A 24,930-nucleotide genomic window follows, 5' to 3' on the forward strand; every position below is an offset into this window, starting at 1 on the left:
GATTACTCACCAATCTGTGGGAAATCATATTCATGTCCCCAATAATCTCCAGAGGTTGTTTTTGTAGGCGTGTATTGTGACCAGTCGGCAATTTGCTTGCCGTCATAGCCATATTCTAGCCCCATACCGCCGGGTGCAAAGAAATAGAATGATACCATTTCATCGTTAGAGTGACGACCAAGGTCAGAAAAAATATGTAATCCAGCCTTTTTGACCCGATCCATGCAATAGCCGACTTCGTCAATCGACCCGACTTCAATCATGAGGTGGATAAGACCAGTCGGGCTTGGGAAGTTATAGAGTCCAAGTGTGTGATGACGCGGATTATCGGCGTGTAAAAATAAAACACGCTGGTTTGGTGCGCCTTCTACAGGTGGGGGCAGAGTGAGGTCGTCACTAATGCCAAAACCAAACAAGGAGGTATAAAATTCTTCAGTTGCCTCGTTTTCAGGCGCGGGAATAACCAGATGTCCTAGCCCCATCTCACCCGTGATAAAGGCCTTGATGTTATGATTGGGCGTGAAGGGGCTGCCATCATGCCGCCCATAATAAAACTCGACGAGATTTCCGGATGGATCATAGCAGGATGAAAAAGCTGTAACGGCGCGTCTAGTGGCTTCTTCCTCTGAGCCTGTCTCGACTTGAATGCCCGCGCCCTGAAGTTTCTCGACCAATGCGGCATATGCCTCGGCAGAGGAAAGTTGCAAGCCACCTGCCAAAAATTTATCTTCGCTGCCTTGTTCGACAATATAACGGAAAGGCGCGTCATCCATTCGCAAATATTTCGAGCCATTTCCGTCATCATGTTCAGCAATGCCAAAGCCCAAAACATCAACTGCAAAATCTGCCCATGCTTTTGGGTCAGTCACTTGCAATCTGACGTAACCTAGATTTTCAATTCCCATCTCGTACCCTCTGTTGATTATTTGATTTTTATTTTCTAGCCATGTTTCAAAAAGTCAATGCCGGTGGCGTTAAACATACGCGGGTGTTCAATCATCACCCAGTGACCACAAGCATTTACCTCAATGAGACGCGACTGATTATTTGCCCTAAGGCAGGTCTGTTTCCCTTGGGGTGGCATGAATAAATCATCAGCTCCCCAGAAAGTAAGGATTGGACAGGTCAACTCCTGAAGTCTAGGCCCAAGATTAGGCGTCTTCATCGTTGTGATGACTTCCTTTGGTTGATCTTTCACAATATACCAACGCATTGCAATCAGGTCAGGTGTGATTAGCGTCTCATCAAAAACAAAGTTTCTCAAAACTTTTTGAAGTGTTTCCTCAGTAAGTCCGTCTTTCAGCGCATCAACCATTTTCGAGATGCCGGGCATTGTGAAATAATCCTGCTGTTCTTCAATACAGCCGGGACCCATCATAATAAGTTTGTCCACAAAATTTGGGTCATTCAGGGCGATCTGGACAGCAATCCCACCCCCCAGAGAATTACCAACAAAACTACAGGAAGAAATGCCAAGGGAGATTAATCCTGCCTTCAGTGTGTCACAGAATAAATCAAGCGTGTAATCACCAAGGTCAATCGGCTTATCGGTATAACCGAAACCGATAAGGTCAGGAAGGACGACATAAAAACCTGCATCAGCAAATTCCTGCGCGTTTTTGCTGAAGTTTGCGTAGCCACAATTCCCAGGCCCTGATCCGTGGAGAAAAACCACGGCGGGGTCATCAGGATTCCCGTATTCAAGAACATGCATCTTGATGGGGCCGGCTTCGACAAAACGGCCCTCTGGCGGTTTAGCGAGATATTCAGCCATTAGACAAACAAGTCCGTGCTCTCGCCAGATAGTTGAATACCACCATAATTGCGGGCAAAACCGACTGGATTATTTGCAACATGCGCGCGGGCGATATGGATGTCATGCCATATGGACTGAATAGGCGACCCGTCATAAACACTTCGTCCACCAGCAACATCAAAAATCAGGTCAACCGCTTCCATCATACGTTCAATAACGAGACTGGCTTGATAACGATATTTCACGCGGTCAATCATGGGAATTTCTTCGCCCTTATTCACCTTGTCGAGCATCTCGTCAAAGTTTCTGAAAATTATAGCTTCGGTTTCGTCAATCAGTGTTGCGGCTTTAGCCACCCGAACCGTCACATCCGGGTCTCCGGCAAGGCGCGTCGGGTCAGTGGAGCTAGATGTGGCATTCTCAATGAATAAGCGAAGCGCATGTTTTGCAGCCCCGATAGAAGGGGAGGATACGACACGGATAAAAAGTTGCGCCCAAGGTATTGAATACATTGGGTTTTCTTGATGGTGAACGCAGTTAAAGCCATCCATTTGAATGTGGGTTCTGTGTTCGGGTACAAAGACAGGCTCGTCAATCACAATGTCATTAGAACCCGTAGCGTGGAGTCCCATCGGAAACCAAGTTTCTTCAATTTCGTAATCACTGCGTGGGAGCAGGAATGTTCGATAGTGAATACCGTCCGGATGATCAGTGATGACACCACCCAGTAAGGTCCATGAGCAATGGCCTGAACCGCTACTCCACCCCCAGCGTCCGGAGAGTTCAAAGCCACCATCGACAGTTTTCACTTTGGCGCCTGCTGGATTGTAGGAGGATGAAATGAGAGTGTCAGGGGTATCAGCATAAACCTCTTCAGCTGCTTGCGGCGGCATAATGGCGAGTTGATAAGCATGAACGGCGATGATGCCCCCCGCCCAAGCTGTGCTCATATCACGCTCGGCAATATCGATTGCGGAGCGAAAGAACTCCTGAGGTGTGCATTCATAGCCACCATATTTTTTGGGCAGGAGCATTCTGAAAAAGCCCTGCTCACGAAGTGCTTCAATGCTGCTGTTGGGTATTTGTCTGTTCTCTTTTCCTTCAGGTGCATTCTTCTCAATTAGTTTCAAAACAGGAGCCACATTTATGCTGGACATATTGCCGGTTTCCAAGGCTGCTTGACTCATTTTAAAGATCCTCCGGTAAAATTTGTAACGTTAGGATGAGAATATCAAATATGCGTAAAAATAAAACAGTTTTTTACGAATTTTTACTTAAAATATGCAAAAAATATCATTTTTGCAGAATTTATTTTCCAAATACCTACATTTCCTCAAATAAAAACTTCTGAACTTTACCAGAGGCGTTTCGCGGCAAATCTTCAAGTACGGTTATTTTGCGCGGCACTTTGAAATTAGAAATTCTTTCCTTAATCCACGTCATCAGGGCTTCTGTGTCAATGTCTGGGGTGCGGGCTATAATAAAGGCTTGCGGTACTTCGCCAAGACGGTCATCCGCCATCCCGATAACAGCAGCATCAATCACGTCAGGGTGCTGCATCAGCCATTTTTCAATTTCTGCGGGGTAGGCGTTGAAGCCCCCGACAATAATCATGTCTTTTTTTCTGTCAGTTATCCGAAGATAGCCTTTGTCATCCATTGTGCCGACATCACCGGTTTTCAGCCAGCCGTCTGATGTTATGGTATGCGCTGTATCTTCGGGCGCATCAAGATAGCCCTGCATGGCATTGAAACCACGTACCCAGATTTCTCCTTCTTCGCCGGTGTCCACCTGATTTCCATCTTCGTCCACCAAGATAACTTCTGTTTCAGGAAGAGGACGCCCTACCGTTGTTGCGATGGTTTCAAAATCGTCGCCCTTCCGGCATAAAGAAACAACGCCGCAAGTTTCTGTGAGGCCATAGGCAGAATAAACGTGATCAATGCCAATGACTTCGTGCATTTTCCGGATCAAATCGACAGGAATTACCGTAGCGCCTGTCGTTGCAAGGCGCAGGGATGACAAGTCTCTTTTATCAAAATCGGGATGATCCATGATGGTCTGGAAAATCGTTGGCGCACCCGGCATGACTGTAATTCTATCTTCTTCAATACGTCTTAAAACATCACCGGGGTCAAAGACGCCAAGCGGATAGATTGTGGCGGCGCGGATAAGGCAACTCAGCCAGCCAGCCTTATAACCAAAACTATGGAAGAAAGGGTTTACCACCAGATATCGATCACCTTGCTGCATATCAATCGCATTGGTAAAAACATCGAAGACGCTGATATTTTGCCCGTGATGTGTGACAGCGCCTTTGGGGAGGCCCGTCGTTCCGGAAGTAAAAATGATGTCTGAAGGGTCGTCTGGCCCTATGTAATCTAGCGCTTCCTCAGCGAGCGGCGCATCAGCAAAATCCAGAAGGTTTTGAAAGCCGTCATTTCCGTCTTTATCTCTAAGTATGAGAGTTTCCTGCAAATCGGGAAGATCTTCGCCCTCAATCATAGATGGATAATCAAGGCCGAGAAACCCATCAACTGTGAGCAGCAGTTTACACCCGGATCGGCGGATGATATCTGCGGCCTCCGACCCTTTATAGCGGGTATTGAGAGTTACAAGCACGCTCCCCAATGTCTGACCGGCAAGCGCGGTGACAATCCACTCAGCACAATTTGGTGCCCAGATAGCAAATTTATCTCCTTTGCTTAATCCTTTGGTTTGGAAGGCCGCCGCGACTTTTAAAACCTGATGTTGTAAATCGCGATAACTGGTGGTCGTGCCATTATCGACAATGGCTGCAAGGTCAGGATTTTTATGAACTGTTTGTTTTAAAACACCAGGAATTGTTTGCATGATTTTACCTTCTATTTGGCCACTGCTTTTATCAAAACAACTAAACTTAGACATGAGGGTAAAATTACGCAATACTTACCAACACTGGAGGCTTTCATGAAGGATTTAAACGGTCAAACAATCATCGTTACAGGTGGCGGTAAGGGGATTGGCAGGGGTATCACAACAGCTTTTGCCAAAGCTGGCGCCCATGTTGCGATCTGCGGACGTTCCGCACCAGAGGCCTTTGATCATGAGATTGCCGAACGCATTCATTTCATAGAACTCGATATAAGAGAGGCAGAAAATGCCGAAAAGCTTATTGATTTTGCTGCGAGTTTTGGACATCCGGTTACGACCTTGATTAATAATGCGGGGGGAGGGCCACCTGTCGCCTCAGCTGAAGCCAGCCCGTCCTTAACCGAAAAAGTTATTAAGTTGAATTTGCTGGCGCCAATTTATTTGTCACAAGCCGTTTATAATTATATGCGCGCAAATCATGTAAATGGCTCCATCATCAATATTTCAAGTGTCTCGGCAACACGGTCGTCACCGGGAACTGTCGCCTATGGCGCGGCAAAAGCTGGGCTGATAAATGTCACAACCTCATTAGCGATGGAATGGGCTCCTGACGTGCGGGTTAATGCGATTATAGTCGGGCTGGTGAAAACTGAAGCTTCCGAAGCACATTATGGGGGTGAGAAAGGCATGGCCTATCTTGCCGATAATCTGCCCATGAAACGAATGGGTCAGCCTCAAGATATTGCCCATGCCTGTTTATTTTTGGCAGATACCGACTCGGCCTATGTCTCTGGCGCATGTTTAGAAGTATTTGGTGGTGGCGAGCCTCCAAGTTTCCTTAAAATCACGCAGGATGCTGCTGCACAAAAATAAGATTTTGTATTCACCCTGAATAATCAGAGAAACGGGTAATCCGTATATCCCTTTTCGCCGGGTGTGTAGAGCGTGCTGAGATTCATTTCAGCAAGGGGAGCGTTGGTCTCAAACCGCCGCACAAGGTCGGGGTTGGATATAAATAACCTGCCAAATGAGACTGCACTTGCTTGACCACTTTCTATGATTTTTTGTGCAGACTCTTTAGTGAAGCTTTCATTCAAAATAAGCTGTCCATTGAAATGTTTTTGCGCCAGCGCAATGTTATCAATACCGCCATTCATCTCTGGTTTCATGCGGATAACATGCAGATAGGCCAGACTTTTTGGCGAGACGGCATCCAGCAATGCCGCGAAAGTTTGCTCTGGATCATCATCATGCAAATCATTGAATGCGTTACCGGGGCAAATACGCATGCCTATTCGTCCTGCACCCACCTGATTAATCATGGCGTCCAGAACATCCAAAGTAAATTTTAAGCGGTTTTCAAGAGACCCACCATAATCGTCCTCACGCTGATTGGTGCCGGTGGATAAAAACTGTGCTGGCAAGTAGCCACTGGTGGCGTGTAACTCAACCCCGTCAAACCCTATATTAATGGCGTTTTGGGCTGCGGTAGCATAGTCGTTAATTGTCTGCTCAATATCTTCTAATGTCATTTCTAACGGCACATCATGCTCAACCATACCGTCAGTGTCGGTATACATTTTACCGGCTGCGTGTATTGGGGACGGGGCAAGTGTGCGCGCAAAATCTGGTTTATTTGCTGCCGCCGCAATGCGTCCGCAATGCATGATTTGCATAACGATTTTGCCATCATTTTCGTGCACTTTATGACAAACCTTTTCCCAGGCAGCGATTTGTTCCGCAGACACAATGCCCGGCGTGCGAACATAACCTTTCCCGTCATAGCTCGGATAAACCCCTTCGGTAATAATCAAACCTGCTGACGCTCTTTGGGCATAATAATCAACTGTTAACTGTGTTGGTTCATCATTCTGTCCGGCGCGACTGCGGGTCATTGGCGCCATCACAATACGGTTGTTCAGGTCTATATCGCCAAGACGAAGTGGTTCAAAAAGTGTCATTGGTATTACCTTTATTAACTATTAATTATTAGCGCACTTTGATTTTTGGGTCTGGTTGTCCGGCCCGCATCGTTTTTAGAAACTCTCCCCATGGGGCGGGGGTGGCGACTTCAGGCGTGACGCCATCCTTAGGGGGATTTTTCCAAAACTTTTCCCATGAAGGAAATAAATCATGAAACGCACCATCATAGGTGTCTCTGTCAGGCCATCGCATTTTTTGTTCCCCAATAGGTGGTTTATTTAAATCAGTAGCATACCAATAGCAGGGCAGACGTCGTCGGAAATACCAGCGCCCGTCAATGCGTTCATAATTATCCCAGTATAGCATCTGCATAATGACCCATTCATCACCGCTTTCACTGGGTGTTTCATGTTCATTTTTGGAATACAGCACACCATGAGCGTGGTCAGGGTCGTCAAACTCAATAATGTGATTACCCACATGATGAGATGTGCCGGTAAATTGAAGCCTCAATGTATCATCTAGCCACTGTTTGAGATGGGCGCGCCCAGTGGCGTCCCGACTGACACGAATATCTTCAGCAAATAAATTCACATGGGCGTCTAGGTCTCGCATATCTAGGGAGAGAGAATATTTGCTGACCAGCTGACGTATTTCTTCTATGGACTCTAGACGGTCAATTCTGTCTTCAAGGGTCATTTATTGTTCACCTTCTGCTTGAGGTAATTAAAAAAGCATATTTCGGTTGCGATGACAAAGTAATTGATGCAGTTTCGAGCTTCATTTAGGCGAAGAATGACCTAAATATTATTAAAATTGTTGAAAGGTATTGTCGTGACCACAGATCAAAAAGAACTAAGAAATGCTCTCGGGCAGTTTGCAACAGGTGTAACAGTTGTCACGACCTCGGATGAAGATAAAGTGCCTGTTGGTGTGACTGCCAGCAGTTTTAACTCAGTGTCCCTTGATCCACCTCTTGTATTGTGGTCGTTGTCAAAAACCGCAAAATCAATGCCGGCCTTTGAAAATTCCGGTGGCTTTAATGTTCATATTCTCGCGGCGCATCAAACTGATATTTCCAACCGCTTCGCCAGCTCGCAAGGTGACAAATTTGACGGTATTGATTTCAGCACCTGTGATATGGGTTTCCCACTTCTAAATGAATATGCGGCTTTGTTTCGCTGTAAAACTCATTACCAATATGAGGGCGGAGACCATATTATTTTTGTCGGTGAGGTTGTCGAATATCAGACCAACCCTCTGCCCGTTCTGATATTTCACGGCGGTAAATATGCCGATGCGCGTCCGAAATTGAAAAAAGAAGATGCCGATGAGGTCGTGGATTTACACAGTGGTAAGTTTACTGAAAACTATTTGCTCTATCTTATTTCCAGAGCGCATTTCCAGACGTCGCTTCCCGTTCGCCAAACTTATATAGAGCAAGGTCTCAGTGATCAGGAATTTTTCTGCCTTTCACTTTTATCCATGAATGGTGGTTTGTCTCCTGAGGTCATTTCTGATCGGCTGGCGCATACAGGGCATGCTCCTGACAATGAAATTTTTGAGCGGCTCGCCAGAAAAGAACTTATCAGTCAAGAAGGTAATGACACCGGCGACATTTCGCTGACGGAGACAGGGCAGGGCGTGTTTATCGAACTCCTTGCGCAGTCCAAAGCGCTGGAGGAACAACTTACAAAACATTTTTCTGAAGACGAAATCGACACAGTCGTTCGTTTTATGAAAAAGATTGTTGATATTACCGGCTCAGAAATTCCTGAACTCTGGTAATTAATTTAACCAACAAAAGCTTGCCCTCCATCGAGCGCAATAGTTTGACCAGATAAATAACGCGACTCTTCTCGGCACATCAGCATCACGAATGCACCGATATCCTCTTCACATTCGCCAACGCGTCTCAAGGGTATAGAGGCCTGAAAAGCTTCAGCTTCTTCAGGGTTGGTGTTAATCCAGTTTGCAAGTGCTGGGGATTTGGCATGGGGCATAATGCCATTGACCCGAATGCCATCCGGCCCCCATTCGCACGCGGCAGCTCTTGTGAGTTGCTGAATGGCAGATTTAACAGCCGCATAGCCACCATAACCCGACATATCCCAGCGTTTCATGACAGACGACAAGAGGTTTACAATATTCCCACCCTCTGCTTTTAAGTGTGGATAGCAATATTTCATCATCCGTAACACAGCGAGTGGACCTGACTTAAATCCGTCTTCAAACGCTTCATCGGTAAGCGCATTAATAGGGGCAAGTGGAACAAGCTGTGCATTGTTAACGAGAATATCAAGTCGCCCGAATTCTTCTATTGTTGCATCAACGCCCGTGCGTAAATCTGCATCAACCGTCACGTCGCAGGCAACAGCCAGAGCACGGCTACCTCTTTCGCTCACAGCGGCACAGCTCGATTCAAGCTTCTCCATGGTACGTCCAAGTAAAGCAACATTCACACCTTCATTCGCTAACGCCAATGCAATGCCGAGGCCAACACCTTGACCGCCACCGGTAATGAGTGCGGTTTTTCCTTTCAATGAAGACATTTTAAACTCCTGCTTATTTACTAACGTTCCAATGTGTAAACAGTTTCACCGTCTTTCACTGTTTCCAAGACTTTTATATGTCGCAAATCGGCCTCGGGAACGGTGAGAGGGTTTTTATCGAGAATAATCATATCAGCTCGTTTGCCGACCTCAATAGAGCCTTTCTCTGTTTCAATGTAATGTTGATAGGCGCTATTCAATGTGAGGGCTTTCAAAGCCTGTTGGCGCGTTATGGCCTCCTCGGCACCGAGTTTTTCTCCCGAACTGGTGAGGCGTGCAACAGCAACCCAAAGAGTTCTAAACGGATCAGCTGAAACGACGGGCGCATCATCATGGATTGTGTAAATCAGCTGGCGGTTTTCAGCGGATCCAGCAGGGCTGATTTGTGCCGCTCGGTCAGGACCAAGAAAAATTTCTCTATGTCTATCACCCCAGAAATAAACATGATCGACAAAAAAAGACGGGATCAAAGATACGCCCTGCGCACGGTCCAGTTGGTCTTGCCGCATGGTCTGAGCGTGAATACTGACTGGGCGGAGGGTGTTGTTAGGGTGAGCTTTATTTGCTTTTTCAAGTCCATCCAGAAGGACATCTATCGCCGCGTCGCCATTTGTGTGCACCAGCAGCGGAATATCAGCGGCATAAGCTTGCATGAGCATATCGTTAAATTTTTCAGCCGGTAGATGCGGGTAGCCGCGATAGCTTGTGTCTTTGCCAGAGGGGGGCACATGATAGGGCTGGCTTAAATGTCCGGTATAGCCTTGAATAGAACCGTCCAGCAGAATTTTGATTCCACCAAGTTTAAAGCCGTTAACATCTTCACGTGTCATGTTGGCCATTTGCGCGGCGATGGGTTCGGTATCGGGTACAACGCGGCGGTAAGCGATCATATCAACCGGGACATCACGGGATGCAAAATAGGCTTGAAAGCCTTTTTCCATTGCGATGTCACTGGCATGTTCAACAATAGTTGTGTATCCCAATGCCAATAAATCCTTTACGACGATATCATAAGTTTTGAATGCCTGTTGTGGAGAAGGTTGGGGAAGCATTTTACCAATCACATTCATGGCGGTTTCTTCCAGCACACCATTAGGACGATTGCTGTTAGCCTCTCGTTGGATATGTCCGCCCTCCGGGTCAGGTGTGTCCTCATTAATGCCTGCCATTTCAAGGGCCTTGGAATTCATCACAGCAAGATGAAAGGAAATGTGCATAATTATTATTGGATGCTCGGTAGAGACAGCATCTAAGTCAGCTCGCGTTGGATGCCTTTTTTCTTCCATCACAGTGTCGTCATAGCCAATGCCCATAATGGGGTAGCCTGCTGGTATTTTCTGTGCCGCGGCACTTAATGCGTCTTTGAGGTTGGTGAGATTGGCCACGCCGCCATCTGGCGGTGGAGCAAGGTTAACCGTCATTTTTTTCAGTACAATTAAATTAAAATGAGCATGGCTTTGCACAAAACCCGGCATCAATGTGCGCCCATCAAGGTTGGTGATGTGCGTGTTTTGTCCGACCCAATTATCTGGGTAATTAGGGGTATCGTTAGTGACAGCGATAATGCGCCCATCTTTAATGGCGACAGCATTTGCAATCGTCATCTCATCATGCTCATTTTCGAAAGACATGGTGAGGATGTGCGCATTATGGAAAATGCGGTCAGCATTTAACGGCTCAGCATTTATAGCCACCGGTTGGTCGCATGCGACGAGTGCGAGTGATCCCAGCAGACAAAATACAAAACTAATTGCAGGGTACTTCCCGGTACGCATCATGTCGGACTAGTAGACTTTTGCAGGATTTGGTGGATTCGGCGATCCTAACATCTCACGATAGGAAGGTGGGAATTTACCTTCACGATCAGAAATATTATATCGATCTTTTGCGATTTCAGCAGAAATGACCGTGTGCCCAGAAATTTCTGAAGCTTTATCGTCATTGGCAACTGCGTAGACAATACGTCCGATAAATTCAGGTGTTTCAGCTGTCGCCATAAATTCCGTATATTGTTCAGGGTGGACTTCAGCAGCTATTATTGCTCTTTCCGTTACCAGTGGCCCCATCCAGATTGAGAGTGTCTGTACATTCACATCTTCAAGATCGACAGCCATGTCATGGGCAAATTTATCCAGTCCGGCTTTTTGTGCGCCGTAAGCAGCGCCGTGCATGTAACAACTCGCACCAAACGAAGAGGTGAAAACAATCAGACCACTTTTCTGCTCAGCCATAATTTTGGCTGCATGCCATGAGGCAACATAGGCTGAGCGCAGGCCGACATCCAAAATGAATTGAGCGTCAAGGCCTTTTTCATAAAACGGTTTGGGTTCAATTAGTTGAGGGTGAATATAAGCTGCATTGTTGACAAGGATATCCAGACGTCCTTGCTCTTCTTTTATTTGCTCAAATAGTGCAGCGACTTGTGCGTCATCAGCGTGATCACAAACAACAGCAATCCCTTTACCGCCTGCTTTTGTAATTTCTTCAGCTGTTTCTAAAACGGTGCCGGGAAGTGTTGCCCCGTCCCAACCTTTAGCAGATCCGACTTCTGTGCTGCGTCCGGTTACATAAACAGTCATCCCTTTTTCAGCGAGACCAAGGGCGATACCTTTGCCTGCGCCTCTGCTTGCGCCAGTAACTAATGCGATTTGTGGTTTGCTCACAACAACCTCCTTTTATTTATTAAGCATAAAACTATCAGAGAGAAAAACTTCTGCAACCATTTCGATGCATTTCCTTGAATATGGTATTTTAAGCTCTTTCTATCTGGATAATCTATGTGTAGGGTTGCAAGGCTTGATGAATAATAAACATAATTTTTCGGGGAGAGGGTATGGATCAGTCAAATCAAAACTGGTTTTCGTCTGTAGAAGCGCCGATCAAAGTTTCCAGTCGAGATGCGGTGTCCTGGGATGAGTCGAAGGACTTAGTAGTTGTCGGGTTCGGTGGTGCCGGTGCGGCAACAGCATTGCAAAGTCTTGATAACGGGCTTTCAGTTATCGCACTTGATAAATTTGCAGGAGGCGGCGCAACAACAATTAATGGCGCTGTGGTATATGCAGGTGCGGGGACGTCAATTCAAAAAGAAGCCAATATTGCTGACACGGCTGATAATATGTTCAACTATCTCAAGCAGGAGTCAGAGGACATTGTCTCAGATGAAACGTTAAGAGATTTTTGTGATACCAGCCCTGAAATGATCAACTGGTTGCAGGAAAAGGGTGTCGAGTTTGGGTCAACAGTCTGGCACAAAAAGACCTCTTATCCTGGGCCGGAATATTTTGTCTATCATAGCGATAACTCGCTCGCCAAAAGCTACTGTAAACACGCAACCCCAGCCGCACGGGGTCATCGCGCTTATGTGCCAATAGAAGAAGGCCGTAAGGCAACCAATCTCGGCTATGCCATTTTTAATCCGTTGAAACAATCCGCGCTCGACAAAGGGCTGTTGCTGGAAACCTACCATGAGGTCAGACAGCTTATTGTGGACGACAATCAAGAAGTTCTTGGTGTTGTGGCGCTATATTTTGACGATGAAAAACTTTTGAAAAAATATCAAAAACTCAAAAAACGTGCTGAGCGTCTATTGATGGTTTTGCCGCCAATTCTGCCCGGTTATAATTTTTTCGCCAAACGTGCCATGGCTGTTTTGGAAAAAGCTAAAATTTTGGAATCAAAAAGAAGCCAGAAAATGATAGAGGCTAAAATGGGCGTTATGCTTTCAGCAGGCGGCTTTATTTATAATGCCGATATGTTGAACCATTATGCGCCGAAATATAATGCCAGCTTACCGCTTGGTACCGAAGGGGATGATGGATCGGGCATTCGCCTCGGCCAGTCTGTCGGTGGTAAGGCAGAAAATATGGATTGTATTTCTGCTTGGCGTTTTATAAACCCGCCTCTCTCATTCGGGCGCGGCTTTATTGTTAATAAGCATGGACAGAGATTCATCGACGAATTGGTTTACGGCGCAACACTGGGTGTTGAGATGGTTGAAAATCAGGAGGGCAAAGCTTGGCTTATTTTGGATAAGAAGCTCATTAAAGCTGCCCTTGAGGAAGTCAGTGGCGGCAAAGCCCTCAACTTTCAACGTGATTTGGCGCGGCTGAATGTATGGTTTGCTGCTGTAAAGGCGTCAACTATTGAAGGGCTGGCAGAAAAGTTATCATTGCCTGCAGATGCTCTCAAAGATCAGCTTGAAACTTATAATCAGGCGGCACGTGCGCAAAATGGCAGTGATATTTTTGAAAAATCCGATGATGATTTGGTCGAAATAACTGGCCCATTTTACGGTATTGATATTAGCCTAGATGCCAAGCTTTTCCCTTGTCCGGCGTTAACACTTGGCGGCCTCAAAATTAATGAGGCGACTGGTCAGGTATTGGATGATAACAGCAATGTGGTCAAAGGGCTTTATGCTTCTGGTCGTAATGCGATTGGGGTGTCATCCAAGAATTATGTCAGCGGGTTGTCAGTCGCTGATTGTATTTTTTCTGGGCGCAGGGCGGCGCAACATATATCCGGTCACTAGACCAAATTATAAAGGGAGAGATTTATGAAGCTAAAAGATAAAACTGCAATTATTTCAGGTGGTTCCAGAGGAATTGGTGGTGCTTGTGTGGAGCTTTTCGCACAAGAAGGTGCGAATGTTGTCATCGGCGATGTGTTGGAAGCAGATGGCCAAGCACTGGCGGATAAACTTGGCGACAAAGTTGTGTTTAAAAAGCTGGATGTGACGCAAGAAGAAAGCTGGGCAGATGCTGTGGCCACTGCCGAGGCACAATTTGGCGGTGTAGATATTTTGGTCAACTGTGCTGGCATTCTCACTTTTAATCACGTTGCTGATTTGACAGCAGAAGAAGTCCGGAAGACTTTGGATGTTAATTTGTACGGTACGATTATTGGAACACAGGCTGTAATCCCGCCCATGCGTAAACGTGGTGCTGGATCAATTGTAAACATTTCCTCAACAGATGGTCTTATCGGATCAAATGCTCATGCTGCTTATATTGCTTCCAAGTGGGGTGTGCGCGGTTTTACTAAAGCTGCGGCGCTGGAATTGGGACTTGAAAATATTCGCGTTAACTCCATTCACCCGGGCGGGGTGGACACACCGCTTGCCAATCCGATGAATGAGGAGCGTGAGGAATATAATAAGCGCTTTGTAACCTTTGCGGCTCAGCGTGCGTGCGACCCAACAGAAATTGCTCAGGGTGTGTTGTTCTTCGCTAGTGATGATGGCAGCTATTGCATGGGATCAGAGCTTGCAATAGATGGCGGTCTCACAGCAGGTCTTTATTATTATGGACACCCAGGTGCACCGGATATCAAATTCGGCTAATCGGATTTAGCGATATTCGAGTGTAAAGTCTTCAAGCGGGGTGATGATTTTCGCCACCTTATTGTCGTATTTGATAATTTCAGAGGCGGCGCTGGTCTCGATGCGTCTGACGCCGTCTATTGAAAGTATGGACTGATTGACAACTTTCTGAAAATTTTCCAGCCCGTCAAAAAGGCCAATCGCCATAATATCAAAACGCCCGAGCAAAATAATGACGGCGCCAATATCAGGTATATTAGCGATTTCTGATGCTACAGCTTGAATCTTTTTTTGTTCAGCATAAACACCGATATAGGCGAGTTGGGTGCGGGGTTGATGCTCCATGCTGGTGACGGCTGTGAAACGGATAAAATTATCTTTTTCCAGACGTTTGACGCGCTCACGGATTGTTCCCTCCGTAAAGCCAAGTTGTGCTGCGATTTTCCGGTTGCTTAGACGGGCATTTCCGGAAAGTAATTTGATGATGTTGCGATCAAGATTGTCGATTTTCTGACCCATGGCTTATCTTCCCAAGTTTCTATATCGGAGCAACATCAAATTCATATTTTATGATGTCGACTGCAAAAGCTGGATCGAGGCTCAACACACCGTCAATATTAGACAGTTTGTTCAGCATGAAGTCGCCCATGGCAGCTAGGTTTGGCAGCGTCACCAGAATTTCAATGTCATGCTTGCCGGTAACAAGTTGAACCGAAGCGACTTCATCAAGAGCAGCAATGTCATCGGCAACCTCATTTGCAGGTCTGCCTTTCACGTCAACGCCAACGGGTAGCAAAACATTGTAATCAAAAGCGCTAAAGTCAGCGACGGTGACGAGCCGCATAAGGCCATTTTGTTCCATACGGCGAATACGCGAGGCGACCAATGAGGTGGATATATCGAGTTTGCTCGCAATGCGTTGATTGGTTGCACGCCCGTCTTTTTTCAATATCTCAACAATACGTTCGTCCAGCTCGCTGAACTTGATTTTTTTATCCGTCATGATGACGTTTTTCTATAAAGATGTAGATCATCGCGATGAACTGACCCGTAATGCTCAGAAAATGTCAGCTTGATGGACATAGGTTCACTCTATTGGATGCACTCAATAATTTACTAATCTGATTTCTTGTCCACGTCGAGTGAGGTGATAGTTTTTTTGCCCTCCTTCTCCCATTCTGCGTAAAACTGCGAGAAATAACTCCGGAATGCCGGAATAGGGCCGTCACCGTCACATATAATCGGACGATTAAGATATTTTTGTCTGTCCCAGACAACCTTATCCTGATCAAGCTGTTTGCAAATATCTTTTTTCAAAGCTTTTGCTAGACCTTGCATCGGGCCGTTTGCCTCTTCTTTTGGCTGGGTAAAGGCAAAGCGGATATGGATGCGGTCTGGGGCAATGGGTGTCACACCGGAAATCAAAAGGGTTTCTGAAATCCCGGAAAATTTAGTCCAGCTTTGGCCTGGGCCAACTGTGCCATAGGCAATTTTGCCGTCAATTTCGCCTTTAGGCGTCCCCATTTTTGCTTCAACTGTGGCAGTGCGTTTATGTCCGTCAAAATTCATTTTGTAATCGGGAAATGTTGCTGTGCCGTGGACATATTTAAAATGTGCGGCGTCTACCCCATTCTCGGCTAAATTTTGAATAGGGCCTCGGACAATCCACTCATGTTTGTCAAATTCGGTCCAATCCGGATTAAAAATCTCTTCAAAGCGGTCAACTTCCCATTTCGGAGCTTCATCATAAGGGTGATACCAAAACCAAACAGCCTTGTTTTCTTCGCATGTCTGATATTGTGTCGCCGGTGGCTTGGCTGCTGATGGTGGAAGTCTTTTCGCATACGGCACATTGGTCACGCAACCTTGTTCATTATAGGCCCAGGCATGGAAGGGGCAGACGAGGTCGTTTCCTTCAACTTTACCGCCATAGCCCATATGTGCGCCAAGGTGGCGGCAATAGGCGTCAATGAGTCTTGGCTGCCCGTCCTCACCGCGCCACAAAACCAAATCGCGTCCGAAATATTGAAGAGGTTTCACTTCTCCTATGGCCAATTCGTCGGAATAGCAGGCCATAAACCAGCCATATGGGTAAGGCAGAACATCGAGATTTCTCATTTCAACGGTGGAGACATTATCCAGTTCAGCCATTCGCCATTTGGTGAGTTCTTCCCCTCTGAGCGATTCCAGTACTTGCCAGACACCTACTGGGGCTGTTCTTGCATCTTCTTGCTTAATGTCACTCATATCGGTTCCTTTCAGATTTTAAATACGCGTTTTGCGTTTTCACGTAAAAACTTTGGCCAGACATTTTCATTGAATGGCACATTTTCCATATCGGAAAAAATACGGTCCAGGGACAATCCCATCGGGAAATAGCCGCCATAGATTATTTTTTCGCTGCCTCGTTTATTGGCGTAGTCGATAATTGCTTGCGGGTAATATTTCGGCGCGAAGGCGCTGGTTGAATAATAAAGATTTGGATATTTTAACATCAGTTTAACAGCCAAATCTTCCCAAGGCTCTGCGCCGTGGCGCATGACGACCTTCAGTTCGGGGAAGAACCAGCAAACATCATCTAAATGCTCGACTTTTTGCGTCTGTAACGGGATACGCGGGCCCGGCACACCGACATTGAGAATTATCGGCACATCCATTTCAACACAGGCGGCATAAATCGGATACATTTCGCGGTCATTTATTGCAATCTGTGGGCATGTCCCCGCAGGAAATACTGATACAGCTTTAATGTCATGCTCTTCTTTTAATGCCTTAAGGCGTCGGACTTCTGCCATGCCGCCATTCGGGTCTGCTGGCGCTTCAAAAGCAAATCTTCCAGGAAAATTTTTTGCTGCCGCTTCGCTCGTACCGTCAGGGTTAAAACCTACCAATGCCGTTTCAATGTTATGACGATCCAAATGGTCAACCGTCCATTTTACGAAGTCATCGACATTATTGGTTTCAGGAATATCCTTAAACATATATTGCGCCGGCATGCTGAATAACTGGCGGCTCTCTTCATCTTTTAGAAGCGGTTTAAAGCTCTCATACCAATCCTGCCGATCTTCCCGGCTGGGAATACCGAGCATGGTATCTATTATTCCGATATCTTTAGGGTAAGACATGCACTAATTCTTTTCCGCGTCCAGAAAAGCCTTTCTTAATTTGTGTTTTTCTATTTTACCGGTGGCGGTGTAGTTAAATTCATCTGTAATAATATAGGCATGCGGCACTTTATAATCTGCGAGTTTCTCGCGCGCATAAGTATCAAGTTGCTCAGTTTCAGTCGGCATGTTGAGTGATAAAGCAACAATCAACTTCTCTCCGAGCCTGTCATCATGAACACCAAAAGCGGCAATCTCTTTAATCGCTTCATGTTGACCCAGTGTCTGTTCGATTTCGGCACAGTAGATATTCTCGCCGCCTGAAATAATCATATCGGTCTTGCGGTCGACGATATAGAGATAACTTTCCTCATCCAGATAACCGACATCGCCGGTATGCATCCAGCCATCTTTCATGACTTTTGCTGTATCTTCGGGGCGGTTATAATAACCCTGCATCACGGTGGCGCCGCGAATACAAATTTCACCGGCTTCGCCCAGAGGCGTTTCATTGCCGTCATCACCAATAATTTTCATATCGACCATCGGTAAAACGAGACCTGCGCTCTGTGGTGCGCGCATGAAAGCTTCACCATTGGCCTGTGATACCGCACCGGTGGTTTCGGTCATGCCATAACCTGCCCCTAGCTGCGCATTCGGGTAGGTTTCGGAAATATTTTTTAAAAGATTTTGTGTGGCTGCCTGTCCGCCATTGGATACAGAATTTAATGATGACAAATCATATTCGGTTTCTTTGACCGCATTTAACATATCCCAATGGGTAGCAGGCACGCCGCTTAAGGCGGTGATTTTTTCCTTTTCCACAAGTGCGAGCGCCTGTTTTGCATCCCACCTGTCCATCACTACAATTTTGCCACCAATGGTCATGTTTGTCAGAAAAACACTCGTGAGACCACTCACATGGAAAAGCGGATATATCAGAAGGCCGCATGGCGGCGGCATGTGTTCTTTAATGACTTCAACAGCCGTATCATACTGGTCGGCAAGTCTGTGAATAATGGTTTCCATCGCCATTTCGGTATTCATCACACTTGAAATCACATTGAGATGACTCAAAATCGCCGCCTTTGCTCTTCCCGTAGTGCCGGAGGTGAACAGCATGGATGCATTATCGGTTTGCGTTAGATTGACGGGTGTAGTCATCGGGGCATGAGTCAGCACACTGTCAAATAGGGTGCTATTCTTGTCCGACGCAAACTGGCTATCGGGGGCTGAAACCAAAGCGGGAAGGTCGCATCCAGAATCTCTTAGTTTCGTGAGTCTTTTTTCGTCTGCGATAACAAAAACGCTGTCGCTATCTTTAAGGGCTGCCATCATGCTTTCGGTGTCATTGCGGCTATTAATAAGGACAGCGACGCCGCCGGCTTGAACAATGCCGACATAAGCAATCATCCATTCGGGGCAATTTTTCATATTTATGGCAACGGATTGACCTTTCAATAGCTCTTTTTCAGTAACCAGCCAGGCTGAAAGTGCATCAGCTCTTCTGAAAAATTCTGTATAGGTGATACGCGCATCATTATGAATTATGAATTCTTTATCACCATGCGTGCGTGCGGCATTGAAAATCGCACAGACACTTTCCGGCGACTGGCTAAACACACGCAATGACCGTCCCGAATGGGTTTTTTCCACCACTTCAAATGGCGCCCCTGGAGACATAAGCTTGGTGAGAACAGGATCGATTTCTTTTGTTTTACTCATTTAAAAAAATATGCTTATCTGTTTAATCTAGGGGAGTATAAATTACGCATTAGCATATTTCAATACATCAAAAAATATTGTTTGCGTAATATAAGGGTATCTATTCTACGAATTTCAGGTAATACCAAGAAAAATAGGAGGGTGTTGTGAGTTTAACTGGAAAAACAAGTATCATTACAGGCGGTAGTGATGGAATTGGGCGAGCCATTGCAGCAAAACTGGCGAGCGAGGGCGCGCATGTTGTTATTTGCGCCAGAAATGCAGAAAAACTGGAGTCTGTTGCCGAGGATATTAGAGCCGCTGGTGGATCAGTTGAAACGCGGGTTCAAGATGTTGCCGATACGGATAGCTTCGCTGCCATGATTGGAGATGTGGCTTCCTCCAATGGATTAGATATTTTGGTAAATAATGCCGCCCATGTGGGGTTTGGTTCTGTTGCTGACGCCAGCCTTGAGGATTTTCGTGAAAATTTCAGAGTGAATGTCGATGCAACCTATGCCGGCATGCAGGCTGCAATTAAGGCCATGTCAGATAATGGCGGGTCAATCATCAATATTTCTTCCATTAATGGTGACCGCGCTATGCCGGGCATGGCGGGTTATTCTTCTTCAAAAGCCGCGCTCTTGCATCTCACCCGTCTCGCCTCCATGGAAACTGCCGGGCAGAATATTCGGGTCAATGCTGTCACGCCCGGGCCGATTATGACACCCGGCACTGAGGCATTTATTCAGTCCGACCCAAAGGCAGGTGAAGCTATTGCCGCAGGTATTCCGATGCAGCGCATGGGCATGCCTGAAGAGGTTGCCAATGTGGTTCTGTTTTTAGCCTCAGATATGTCCTCCTATGTGACGGGCGCGAATATTCCTGTGGATGGCGGCAAAGCAAATGAGCTTGCTGTAAACCAAGGTTAATTGTTTAAAATCAATTGTTTAGGAGATTAAAATGAAGCTAGAAGGTCAAGCTGCTATTGTAACTGGGGGCGGGCAAGGAATTGGTCGTGCAGTTGTAGAAAGACTTGCCGCAGAAGGTGCGCGGGTTGCCGTTTTGGATATGAATCCAGATAATGCGAAAGAAGTTGTTGAGGGGCTTGATACGCCTGCAAATCATCTCGCATTGCAAACCAATGTTGCCGATAGTGCTTCGGTCATTGCTTCTATCAGACAGGCACGTGAAACATTCGGGCGGCTTGATATGGCGGTCAATAATGCCGGTATCGGTCAGGCGCCGGGAGATGGATCTGACAAATTTTATGAAGCTATGGGCAAGCGCACAGAAGAAATCACATCTGGACACGAGCCGACAACGCATGTTGATCATCTCATTCATATGGGTGATGACGGCTGGGCCGGTGTGTTGGGTGTTAACCTTAATGGCACATTCTATGTTTGCCGCGAAGTTGTGCGCATAATGGCTGAAGATGATTGTGGTGGTTCAATTGTGAATGTGTCGTCGACCTCAGCGCAATCCGGTGAAGGGTCACCGCATTATGTGACTTCAAAAACAGCTGTTATCGGTTTAACCCGGCAGCTTGCGCGAGAACTTGCAGGTCGAAATATTCGGGTTAATGCCGTGGCACCCGGGCCAACAAATACGCCAATTATGCAAGGCATTCCTGAGCAATGGATTGCAGATATGGAAAGTGCGATTCCGCTTGGGCGTATGGCGCGGCCAGATGAAGTTGCTTCAGCTGTAGCGTATTTGATGAGCGAAGATGCATCATTTGTAACTGGTAGTGTTCTGGTAGCCAATGGTGGTTCTTACTACTTCTAAGTAGCCCCTAGTTTGTTTCGGAAGCGAGGGTCTGCTTGAGCTTTTCCCTATCCGAGACAATCGTGTATCCCGCGCTTGCAATCAGGAAAGAGGCCGGAATACATGGTAATAAGGTGATGGTCAACGCGTAGCGGATTGCATAATCCGGCGGGTAGGCGGCGAAGATGTCTATCATGAAGCCGGCAAACTGAACGCCGCCTACAAGACCTGCAAATGTCAGTGCAAAAGCCCATATGGACGACGATGTCGCGCGGATATTTCCAGGGAGTAAATCTTGCAACGCGGCTTGAAGCGCAACCACCCAACCACCGCCAAGTAATCCTGCGGGGAAGGCCAGCAATGTCGCGATTTGCACATTCTCAGTCAGGCACACCGCCATCATAAAGGCCATACTCCCTACGACACCGCCTGCTGACAACCAGAAAGGCCAGCGGTGATTTTTTTGTGCAAGGCGGTCACACATGAAGCCCATGAGAAGCGCGCCAAATAAACCGCTAATTCCAAAAGAAATAGCAAATCTGCCACCCGCTTCAGTCAGTGAGAGATTAAAGCCCCGACTGAAAAGTGTTGGCCCCCAATAACCAAAACCATATCCAGCAAATCCCCCAAGTGCTGTGCCTGCCGTCATCATTAGGTAGCTTCTGGTTTTGATAAGCAATGCGGCTAAAGTTTTTATTGGAATAGCAATTTCTTCTTTTTGTGTATTTTGAGGACGCGCATCATCAAGTTGCCCACGAATCGGCTCGCGGATAGTGATGATGGCTAAACCTGCCAAAATAATCCCAGGAAGCCCCAATGCGATAAAAGCGGCTTGCCAGCCTGCAACAGACTCAATAGCAGGCCCCCCAATCAACCCACCCATTTGTCCGAAGTAAACCCCAAGGTTGAGAATTGCGAAAGCCATCGTGCGCCGGCGTGGCGGGTAATAATCTGCCAATAGGGAAAAGGCGGGGGCCAGAAAAGCGGCTTCACCAATGCCGACCCCGATACGCGCTACAAGAAATGCTTCCGGGGTTTCTGCAAAACCACTGAGAACTGTAAACAGACTCCAAACCAGTGTCCCTGTGATAATAATTTTAACACGGCTATATCTATCTGCCATACGTGCTATCGGAATCGCCAAGGTGGTATAAAAAAGGGCAAAGGCTGGGCCGACAAGAAATCCCATATAGGTGTTGGAAACGTCTAACGAGACCTTGATGGGGTCGAGTAATCCAGAGACAAGAAAACGATCAACATAATTCACCGTATAGAGTGCGGAGAGCATCAAAAGCACATAGGCGGCATACCCTTTAGTAGGTTTTGTATCTGCTGTATTTTTTTTATTTGTTGTGTCCTCGACCATGAATTCCCCACCCTAAACAAAAAAATGACTGTGGCCATTAAGCGCATATTGCGTAGAAAACGCAAAATAATATTACGCAAAACATGATTTTTTATAAAATAAATGTCAGATTGCTTATTTTACCGTGCTTTTCATGTGCTTATAATTTGTAAATTATTGCTTGATTAGCTATTATGATTGTCGGAGGATTTGCATGTCAAAAGTAAAAACGAATAAGTCTGTTTTCGAGCCGTGGAAGCTTGGAAACCTGACACTCAAAAACAGAATAATTAAAGCTGCAACTTTTGAAGGCCTCGCGCAAGGTGGCGTGCCTGATGAGAGACTTGTTCAATTTCATGAAAAATTTGCTGCCGGTGGTGCTGGTGTCGTGACCGTTGCATATGGTGCGGTAAATGATGATGCGCGTACTTTTGATCATCAAATGTGTATGCAGGATGACCGAATTATGGATGTGCTCAAAAAAGTTACATCAACCATTCACAAGCACGGCGCAGTTGCTTCTCTTCAACTGGCGCATTGTGGCATGCAAACACGCTACTCAAAATTGTCCTCTAAACCTTTTTCTTACAGTGCGTCTTGGGGGCTGAACCCTTATGGTTTGCTATCAGGTATTCCGTTTATGCGCCCTATGCCCGAAAAGGTGATTGAGCAAACCTGCGATGATTATGCCATTTCTGCCAAACGCGCAGTTGAAGCAGGTTTTGATATGTTAGAACTTCACATGGGGCATGGCTATTTATTCAGTCAATTTATGTCCCCAGCTTACAATACAAGGCGCGACAAATTTGGTGGCAGTCTTGAAAACCGTATGCGCTTTCCACGTCTTGCATTGCGCCGTGTTCGCGAAGCTGTCGGGCCGGATGTGCCTATTGTTGTGAAGTTGAATCTTCAAGACGGATTTGAAGGCGGGTCGACACTGGATGATTGTATCGAAGCGTCAAAGATTATCGAACAAGATGGTGACGCATCCTTGCTGGTTCTCACTGGCGGCTTCAGTGCAAAAAGTCCGATGTATCTTTTCCGTGGGCCTTCAGCGATTAAACCATTGATTGCAATACAGAAAAACTTCATTGCGAAGCTGGTTTATACGCTTGCAGCTAAAAAATTCCCTGACATGCCTTTTAAGGAAATGTTCTTCCTGGAGGATGCTAAAAAAGTTCGTGCAGCGGTTAATATGCCGATTGCTTTGGTTGGAGGCATTAAATCTATGGCGAATTTTAAGACTGTTATGAATGAAGATTTTGACGGTATTGTGCTGGGGCGGACGCTTATCCATGAACCAGACTTACCAAAAATTTATGAGTCAGGAGAGAAATCAACATCAGGCTGCATATCCTGCAACCGGTGTGTAGCCCATATCGACTCGGATGATGGGGTTATCTGTCCTATAAATGTTGAAATGGCATCCGAGGCGGCTTAAATTTAAATAATAAAAAACTGGAGATACAAATGGCTAAAACTGCAGATTATGATTTGGGTGAATTTACCTTTCCAAGAGGGTGGTTTATGATTGCCCGTGCAGATGAGGTTTCCAAAAAACCTCTGAATTTAAGGTATTTCGGACAAAATATGGTGCTGTATCGTGGCGACAGTGGTCGGCTCGTGCTTATGGATGCCTATTGCCCACACATGGGGACGCATATCGGCCAAAATGAAACATCTTATGTTGTGATGGATAACGAGCATGTTGACGGTGATAATATCCGTTGTCCTTATCATGGTTGGCAATTTGGGCCTGATGGTAAATGTATCGAAATTCCATATTCACCTGCGCCGATACCGGCTTCCGCCTGTATCCGGACTTACCCCGTTCAAGAATGGGGCGGTAGCGTACTTATGTGGCATGACACAGAACAAGGCGAACCAAATTTTGATCCGCCAGAACTCCCACAATGGGAAGACCCGTCTTGGGTAAATTGGAAGATCGATGATCTTGGTGAACTGAACCAGCATCCGATGGAAGTCATTGATAATATGGCTGACAAGGCGCATCTTGGGCCTATCCACGGCAGCACCAATATGGAATATTTTGAGAATGAATTTAATGATCACGTGCTTGTTCAAAGACTGGCAGCAGGTCACCGCACCATGTCTGAAGCGCAGATGATTAATGATACATGGTATACTGGCCCGGGGATTCTTCTCTCAAAAATTGAAGGTGATTACCCTTCAATGATGATGATTTCCAATACACCCATAGAGGATGGTCTCATTCGGGTGTTTTACGGCATTCTCGTTAAAGGCAAAAATGATGTTGCTAATGAGGAAGATCAAGCGGTTGCCAATGAGTATCATGAGGTAAGTAAAGCCGCCTTCCTTCAGGATTTCGAAATTTGGTTCAATAAGCGCCCCTGCCTGAATGTTTTGCAGGTCATTGGAGATGGCCCATTCGGTAAAACCCGTATTTGGTATAAACAATTTTATAACCCTCGTGATAAAGCCAAGGATTATCAGGATCAGGTGAATGGTGTTGTTGTGACTAGAGGGACGAACCGCGATAATTTCGAAAAAACTGCTGCTGAATAGCTTCATGTTTTAGGTTAGATTGACGTCTGGCCTAATTCTACAAAATCACATTGCAA

23 protein-coding genes are annotated in these 24,930 nt (G+C 46.2%); 8 read left to right on the top strand and 15 right to left on the bottom strand.

The features are described 5' to 3' along the window. Positions 1-2: 2 nt before the first annotated feature. The 4 genes from RS24_RS00535 to RS24_RS00550 all read right to left on the bottom strand — a co-directional run bounded on the left by RS24_RS00535 (position 3) and on the right by RS24_RS00550 (position 4,609). On the bottom strand, positions 3-905 hold the full coding sequence (locus tag RS24_RS00535; RefSeq protein WP_021776217.1) for a VOC family protein: 903 nt from the start codon (positions 903-905) through the stop codon (positions 3-5). 35 nt (positions 906-940) lie between these two features. Next, positions 941-1,774: an alpha/beta fold hydrolase gene (locus tag RS24_RS00540; protein WP_021776218.1), complete on the bottom strand. Its 834-nt coding sequence runs from the start codon at positions 1,772-1,774 to the stop codon at positions 941-943. Next, on the bottom strand, positions 1,774-2,943 hold the full coding sequence (locus tag RS24_RS00545; RefSeq protein ID WP_021776219.1) for an acyl-CoA dehydrogenase family protein: 1,170 nt from the start codon (positions 2,941-2,943) through the stop codon (positions 1,774-1,776). The genes RS24_RS00540 and RS24_RS00545 overlap by 1 nt, the downstream gene beginning before the upstream one ends. Before the next feature lie 136 nt (positions 2,944-3,079). Next, entirely contained in the window at positions 3,080-4,609 is a 1,530-nt protein-coding gene (locus RS24_RS00550) for an AMP-binding protein (protein ID WP_021776220.1), read from the bottom strand. Positions 4,610-4,705: 96 nt separating this feature from the next. Here RS24_RS00550 and RS24_RS00555 point away from each other — a divergent pair, with 96 nt between their 5' ends. After that, a complete protein-coding gene (locus tag RS24_RS00555; protein WP_021776221.1) occupies positions 4,706-5,482 on the top strand; it encodes an SDR family oxidoreductase in 777 nt (258 codons plus the stop codon). 23 nt (positions 5,483-5,505) lie between these two features. On the opposite strand, the gene RS24_RS00560 is transcribed toward RS24_RS00555, so the two are convergent. After that, positions 5,506-6,570 (bottom strand): alkene reductase, encoded by a 1,065-nt coding sequence (locus RS24_RS00560; protein WP_021776222.1) that lies wholly within the window; start codon positions 6,568-6,570, stop codon positions 5,506-5,508. Between the two features lie 28 nt (positions 6,571-6,598). Beyond that, on the bottom strand, positions 6,599-7,231 hold the full coding sequence (locus RS24_RS00565) for a nuclear transport factor 2 family protein (protein WP_021776223.1): 633 nt from the start codon (positions 7,229-7,231) through the stop codon (positions 6,599-6,601). 135 nt (positions 7,232-7,366) lie between these two features. Here RS24_RS00565 and RS24_RS00570 point away from each other — a divergent pair, with 135 nt between their 5' ends. Beyond that, positions 7,367-8,320: a flavin reductase gene (locus RS24_RS00570; protein ID WP_021776224.1), complete on the top strand. Its 954-nt coding sequence runs from the start codon at positions 7,367-7,369 to the stop codon at positions 8,318-8,320. Between the two features lie 5 nt (positions 8,321-8,325). Here the strand turns inward: RS24_RS00570 and RS24_RS00575 are convergent, their stop codons facing one another. The 3 genes from RS24_RS00575 to RS24_RS00585 are packed head-to-tail and all read right to left on the bottom strand — an operon-like array spanning position 8,326 to position 11,747. Further along, entirely contained in the window at positions 8,326-9,084 is a 759-nt protein-coding gene (locus RS24_RS00575; RefSeq protein ID WP_021776225.1) for an SDR family NAD(P)-dependent oxidoreductase, read from the bottom strand. A 20-nt stretch (positions 9,085-9,104) separates the two neighbouring features. After that, entirely contained in the window at positions 9,105-10,859 is a 1,755-nt protein-coding gene (locus tag RS24_RS00580; protein WP_157833773.1) for an amidohydrolase, read from the bottom strand. 9 nt (positions 10,860-10,868) lie between these two features. Continuing rightward, positions 10,869-11,747 carry an SDR family NAD(P)-dependent oxidoreductase gene (locus tag RS24_RS00585; RefSeq protein ID WP_021776227.1) on the bottom strand — a complete coding sequence of 293 codons (879 nt, stop codon included), beginning with the start codon at positions 11,745-11,747 and terminating at the stop codon, positions 10,869-10,871. 170 nt (positions 11,748-11,917) lie between these two features. Between RS24_RS00585 and RS24_RS00590 the strand changes: the two genes are divergently transcribed. Further along, positions 11,918-13,615, top strand: a complete 1,698-nt coding sequence (locus RS24_RS00590) for an FAD-binding protein (protein ID WP_021776228.1) — start codon at positions 11,918-11,920, stop codon at positions 13,613-13,615. A 24-nt stretch (positions 13,616-13,639) separates the two neighbouring features. Next, the gene (locus tag RS24_RS00595; protein WP_021776229.1) at positions 13,640-14,425 is read left to right on the top strand and encodes a glucose 1-dehydrogenase; all 786 of its coding nucleotides are present in this window, start codon (positions 13,640-13,642) and stop codon (positions 14,423-14,425) included. Positions 14,426-14,431: 6 nt separating this feature from the next. Here RS24_RS00595 and RS24_RS00600 read toward each other — a convergent pair whose 3' ends face one another. The 5 genes from RS24_RS00600 to RS24_RS00620 all read right to left on the bottom strand — a co-directional run bounded on the left by RS24_RS00600 (position 14,432) and on the right by RS24_RS00620 (position 19,233). Further along, positions 14,432-14,923, bottom strand: a complete 492-nt coding sequence (locus RS24_RS00600) for an Lrp/AsnC family transcriptional regulator (protein WP_021776230.1) — start codon at positions 14,921-14,923, stop codon at positions 14,432-14,434. Between the two features lie 19 nt (positions 14,924-14,942). Further along, the gene (locus RS24_RS00605; RefSeq protein WP_021776231.1) at positions 14,943-15,407 is read right to left on the bottom strand and encodes an Lrp/AsnC family transcriptional regulator; all 465 of its coding nucleotides are present in this window, start codon (positions 15,405-15,407) and stop codon (positions 14,943-14,945) included. A gap of 113 nt (positions 15,408-15,520) precedes the next feature. After that, positions 15,521-16,651 carry an aromatic ring-hydroxylating oxygenase subunit alpha gene (locus RS24_RS00610; protein WP_021776232.1) on the bottom strand — a complete coding sequence of 377 codons (1,131 nt, stop codon included), beginning with the start codon at positions 16,649-16,651 and terminating at the stop codon, positions 15,521-15,523. 11 nt (positions 16,652-16,662) lie between these two features. After that, complete coding sequence (locus RS24_RS00615; RefSeq protein ID WP_021776233.1) at positions 16,663-17,529, bottom strand: amidohydrolase family protein; 867 nt, start codon at positions 17,527-17,529, stop codon at positions 16,663-16,665. 3 nt (positions 17,530-17,532) lie between these two features. After that, a complete protein-coding gene (locus RS24_RS00620; RefSeq protein ID WP_021776234.1) occupies positions 17,533-19,233 on the bottom strand; it encodes a class I adenylate-forming enzyme family protein in 1,701 nt (566 codons plus the stop codon). Between the two features lie 146 nt (positions 19,234-19,379). Here RS24_RS00620 and RS24_RS00625 point away from each other — a divergent pair, with 146 nt between their 5' ends. Together RS24_RS00625 and RS24_RS00630 are read left to right on the top strand one after the other, a co-directional pair. After that, positions 19,380-20,144 (top strand): SDR family NAD(P)-dependent oxidoreductase, encoded by a 765-nt coding sequence (locus RS24_RS00625; protein ID WP_021776235.1) that lies wholly within the window; start codon positions 19,380-19,382, stop codon positions 20,142-20,144. Positions 20,145-20,175: 31 nt separating this feature from the next. Further along, the gene (locus RS24_RS00630; RefSeq protein ID WP_021776236.1) at positions 20,176-21,003 is read left to right on the top strand and encodes an SDR family NAD(P)-dependent oxidoreductase; all 828 of its coding nucleotides are present in this window, start codon (positions 20,176-20,178) and stop codon (positions 21,001-21,003) included. Between the two features lie 7 nt (positions 21,004-21,010). Here RS24_RS00630 and RS24_RS00635 read toward each other — a convergent pair whose 3' ends face one another. Next, positions 21,011-22,348 carry a spinster family MFS transporter gene (locus RS24_RS00635; protein ID WP_021776237.1) on the bottom strand — a complete coding sequence of 446 codons (1,338 nt, stop codon included), beginning with the start codon at positions 22,346-22,348 and terminating at the stop codon, positions 21,011-21,013. A gap of 193 nt (positions 22,349-22,541) precedes the next feature. Between RS24_RS00635 and RS24_RS00640 the strand changes: the two genes are divergently transcribed. Together RS24_RS00640 and RS24_RS00645 are read left to right on the top strand one after the other, a co-directional pair. Continuing rightward, positions 22,542-23,768, top strand: a complete 1,227-nt coding sequence (locus RS24_RS00640) for an NADH:flavin oxidoreductase (RefSeq protein WP_021776238.1) — start codon at positions 22,542-22,544, stop codon at positions 23,766-23,768. Positions 23,769-23,797: 29 nt separating this feature from the next. Next, the gene (locus tag RS24_RS00645; protein WP_021776239.1) at positions 23,798-24,874 is read left to right on the top strand and encodes an aromatic ring-hydroxylating dioxygenase subunit alpha; all 1,077 of its coding nucleotides are present in this window, start codon (positions 23,798-23,800) and stop codon (positions 24,872-24,874) included. The last annotated feature ends 56 nt before the right edge of the window (positions 24,875-24,930 follow it).

It is taken from the genome of Candidatus Micropelagos thuwalensis (genome assembly GCF_000469155.1).
GTDB lineage: Bacteria > Pseudomonadota > Alphaproteobacteria > RS24 > RS24 > Micropelagius > Micropelagius thuwalensis.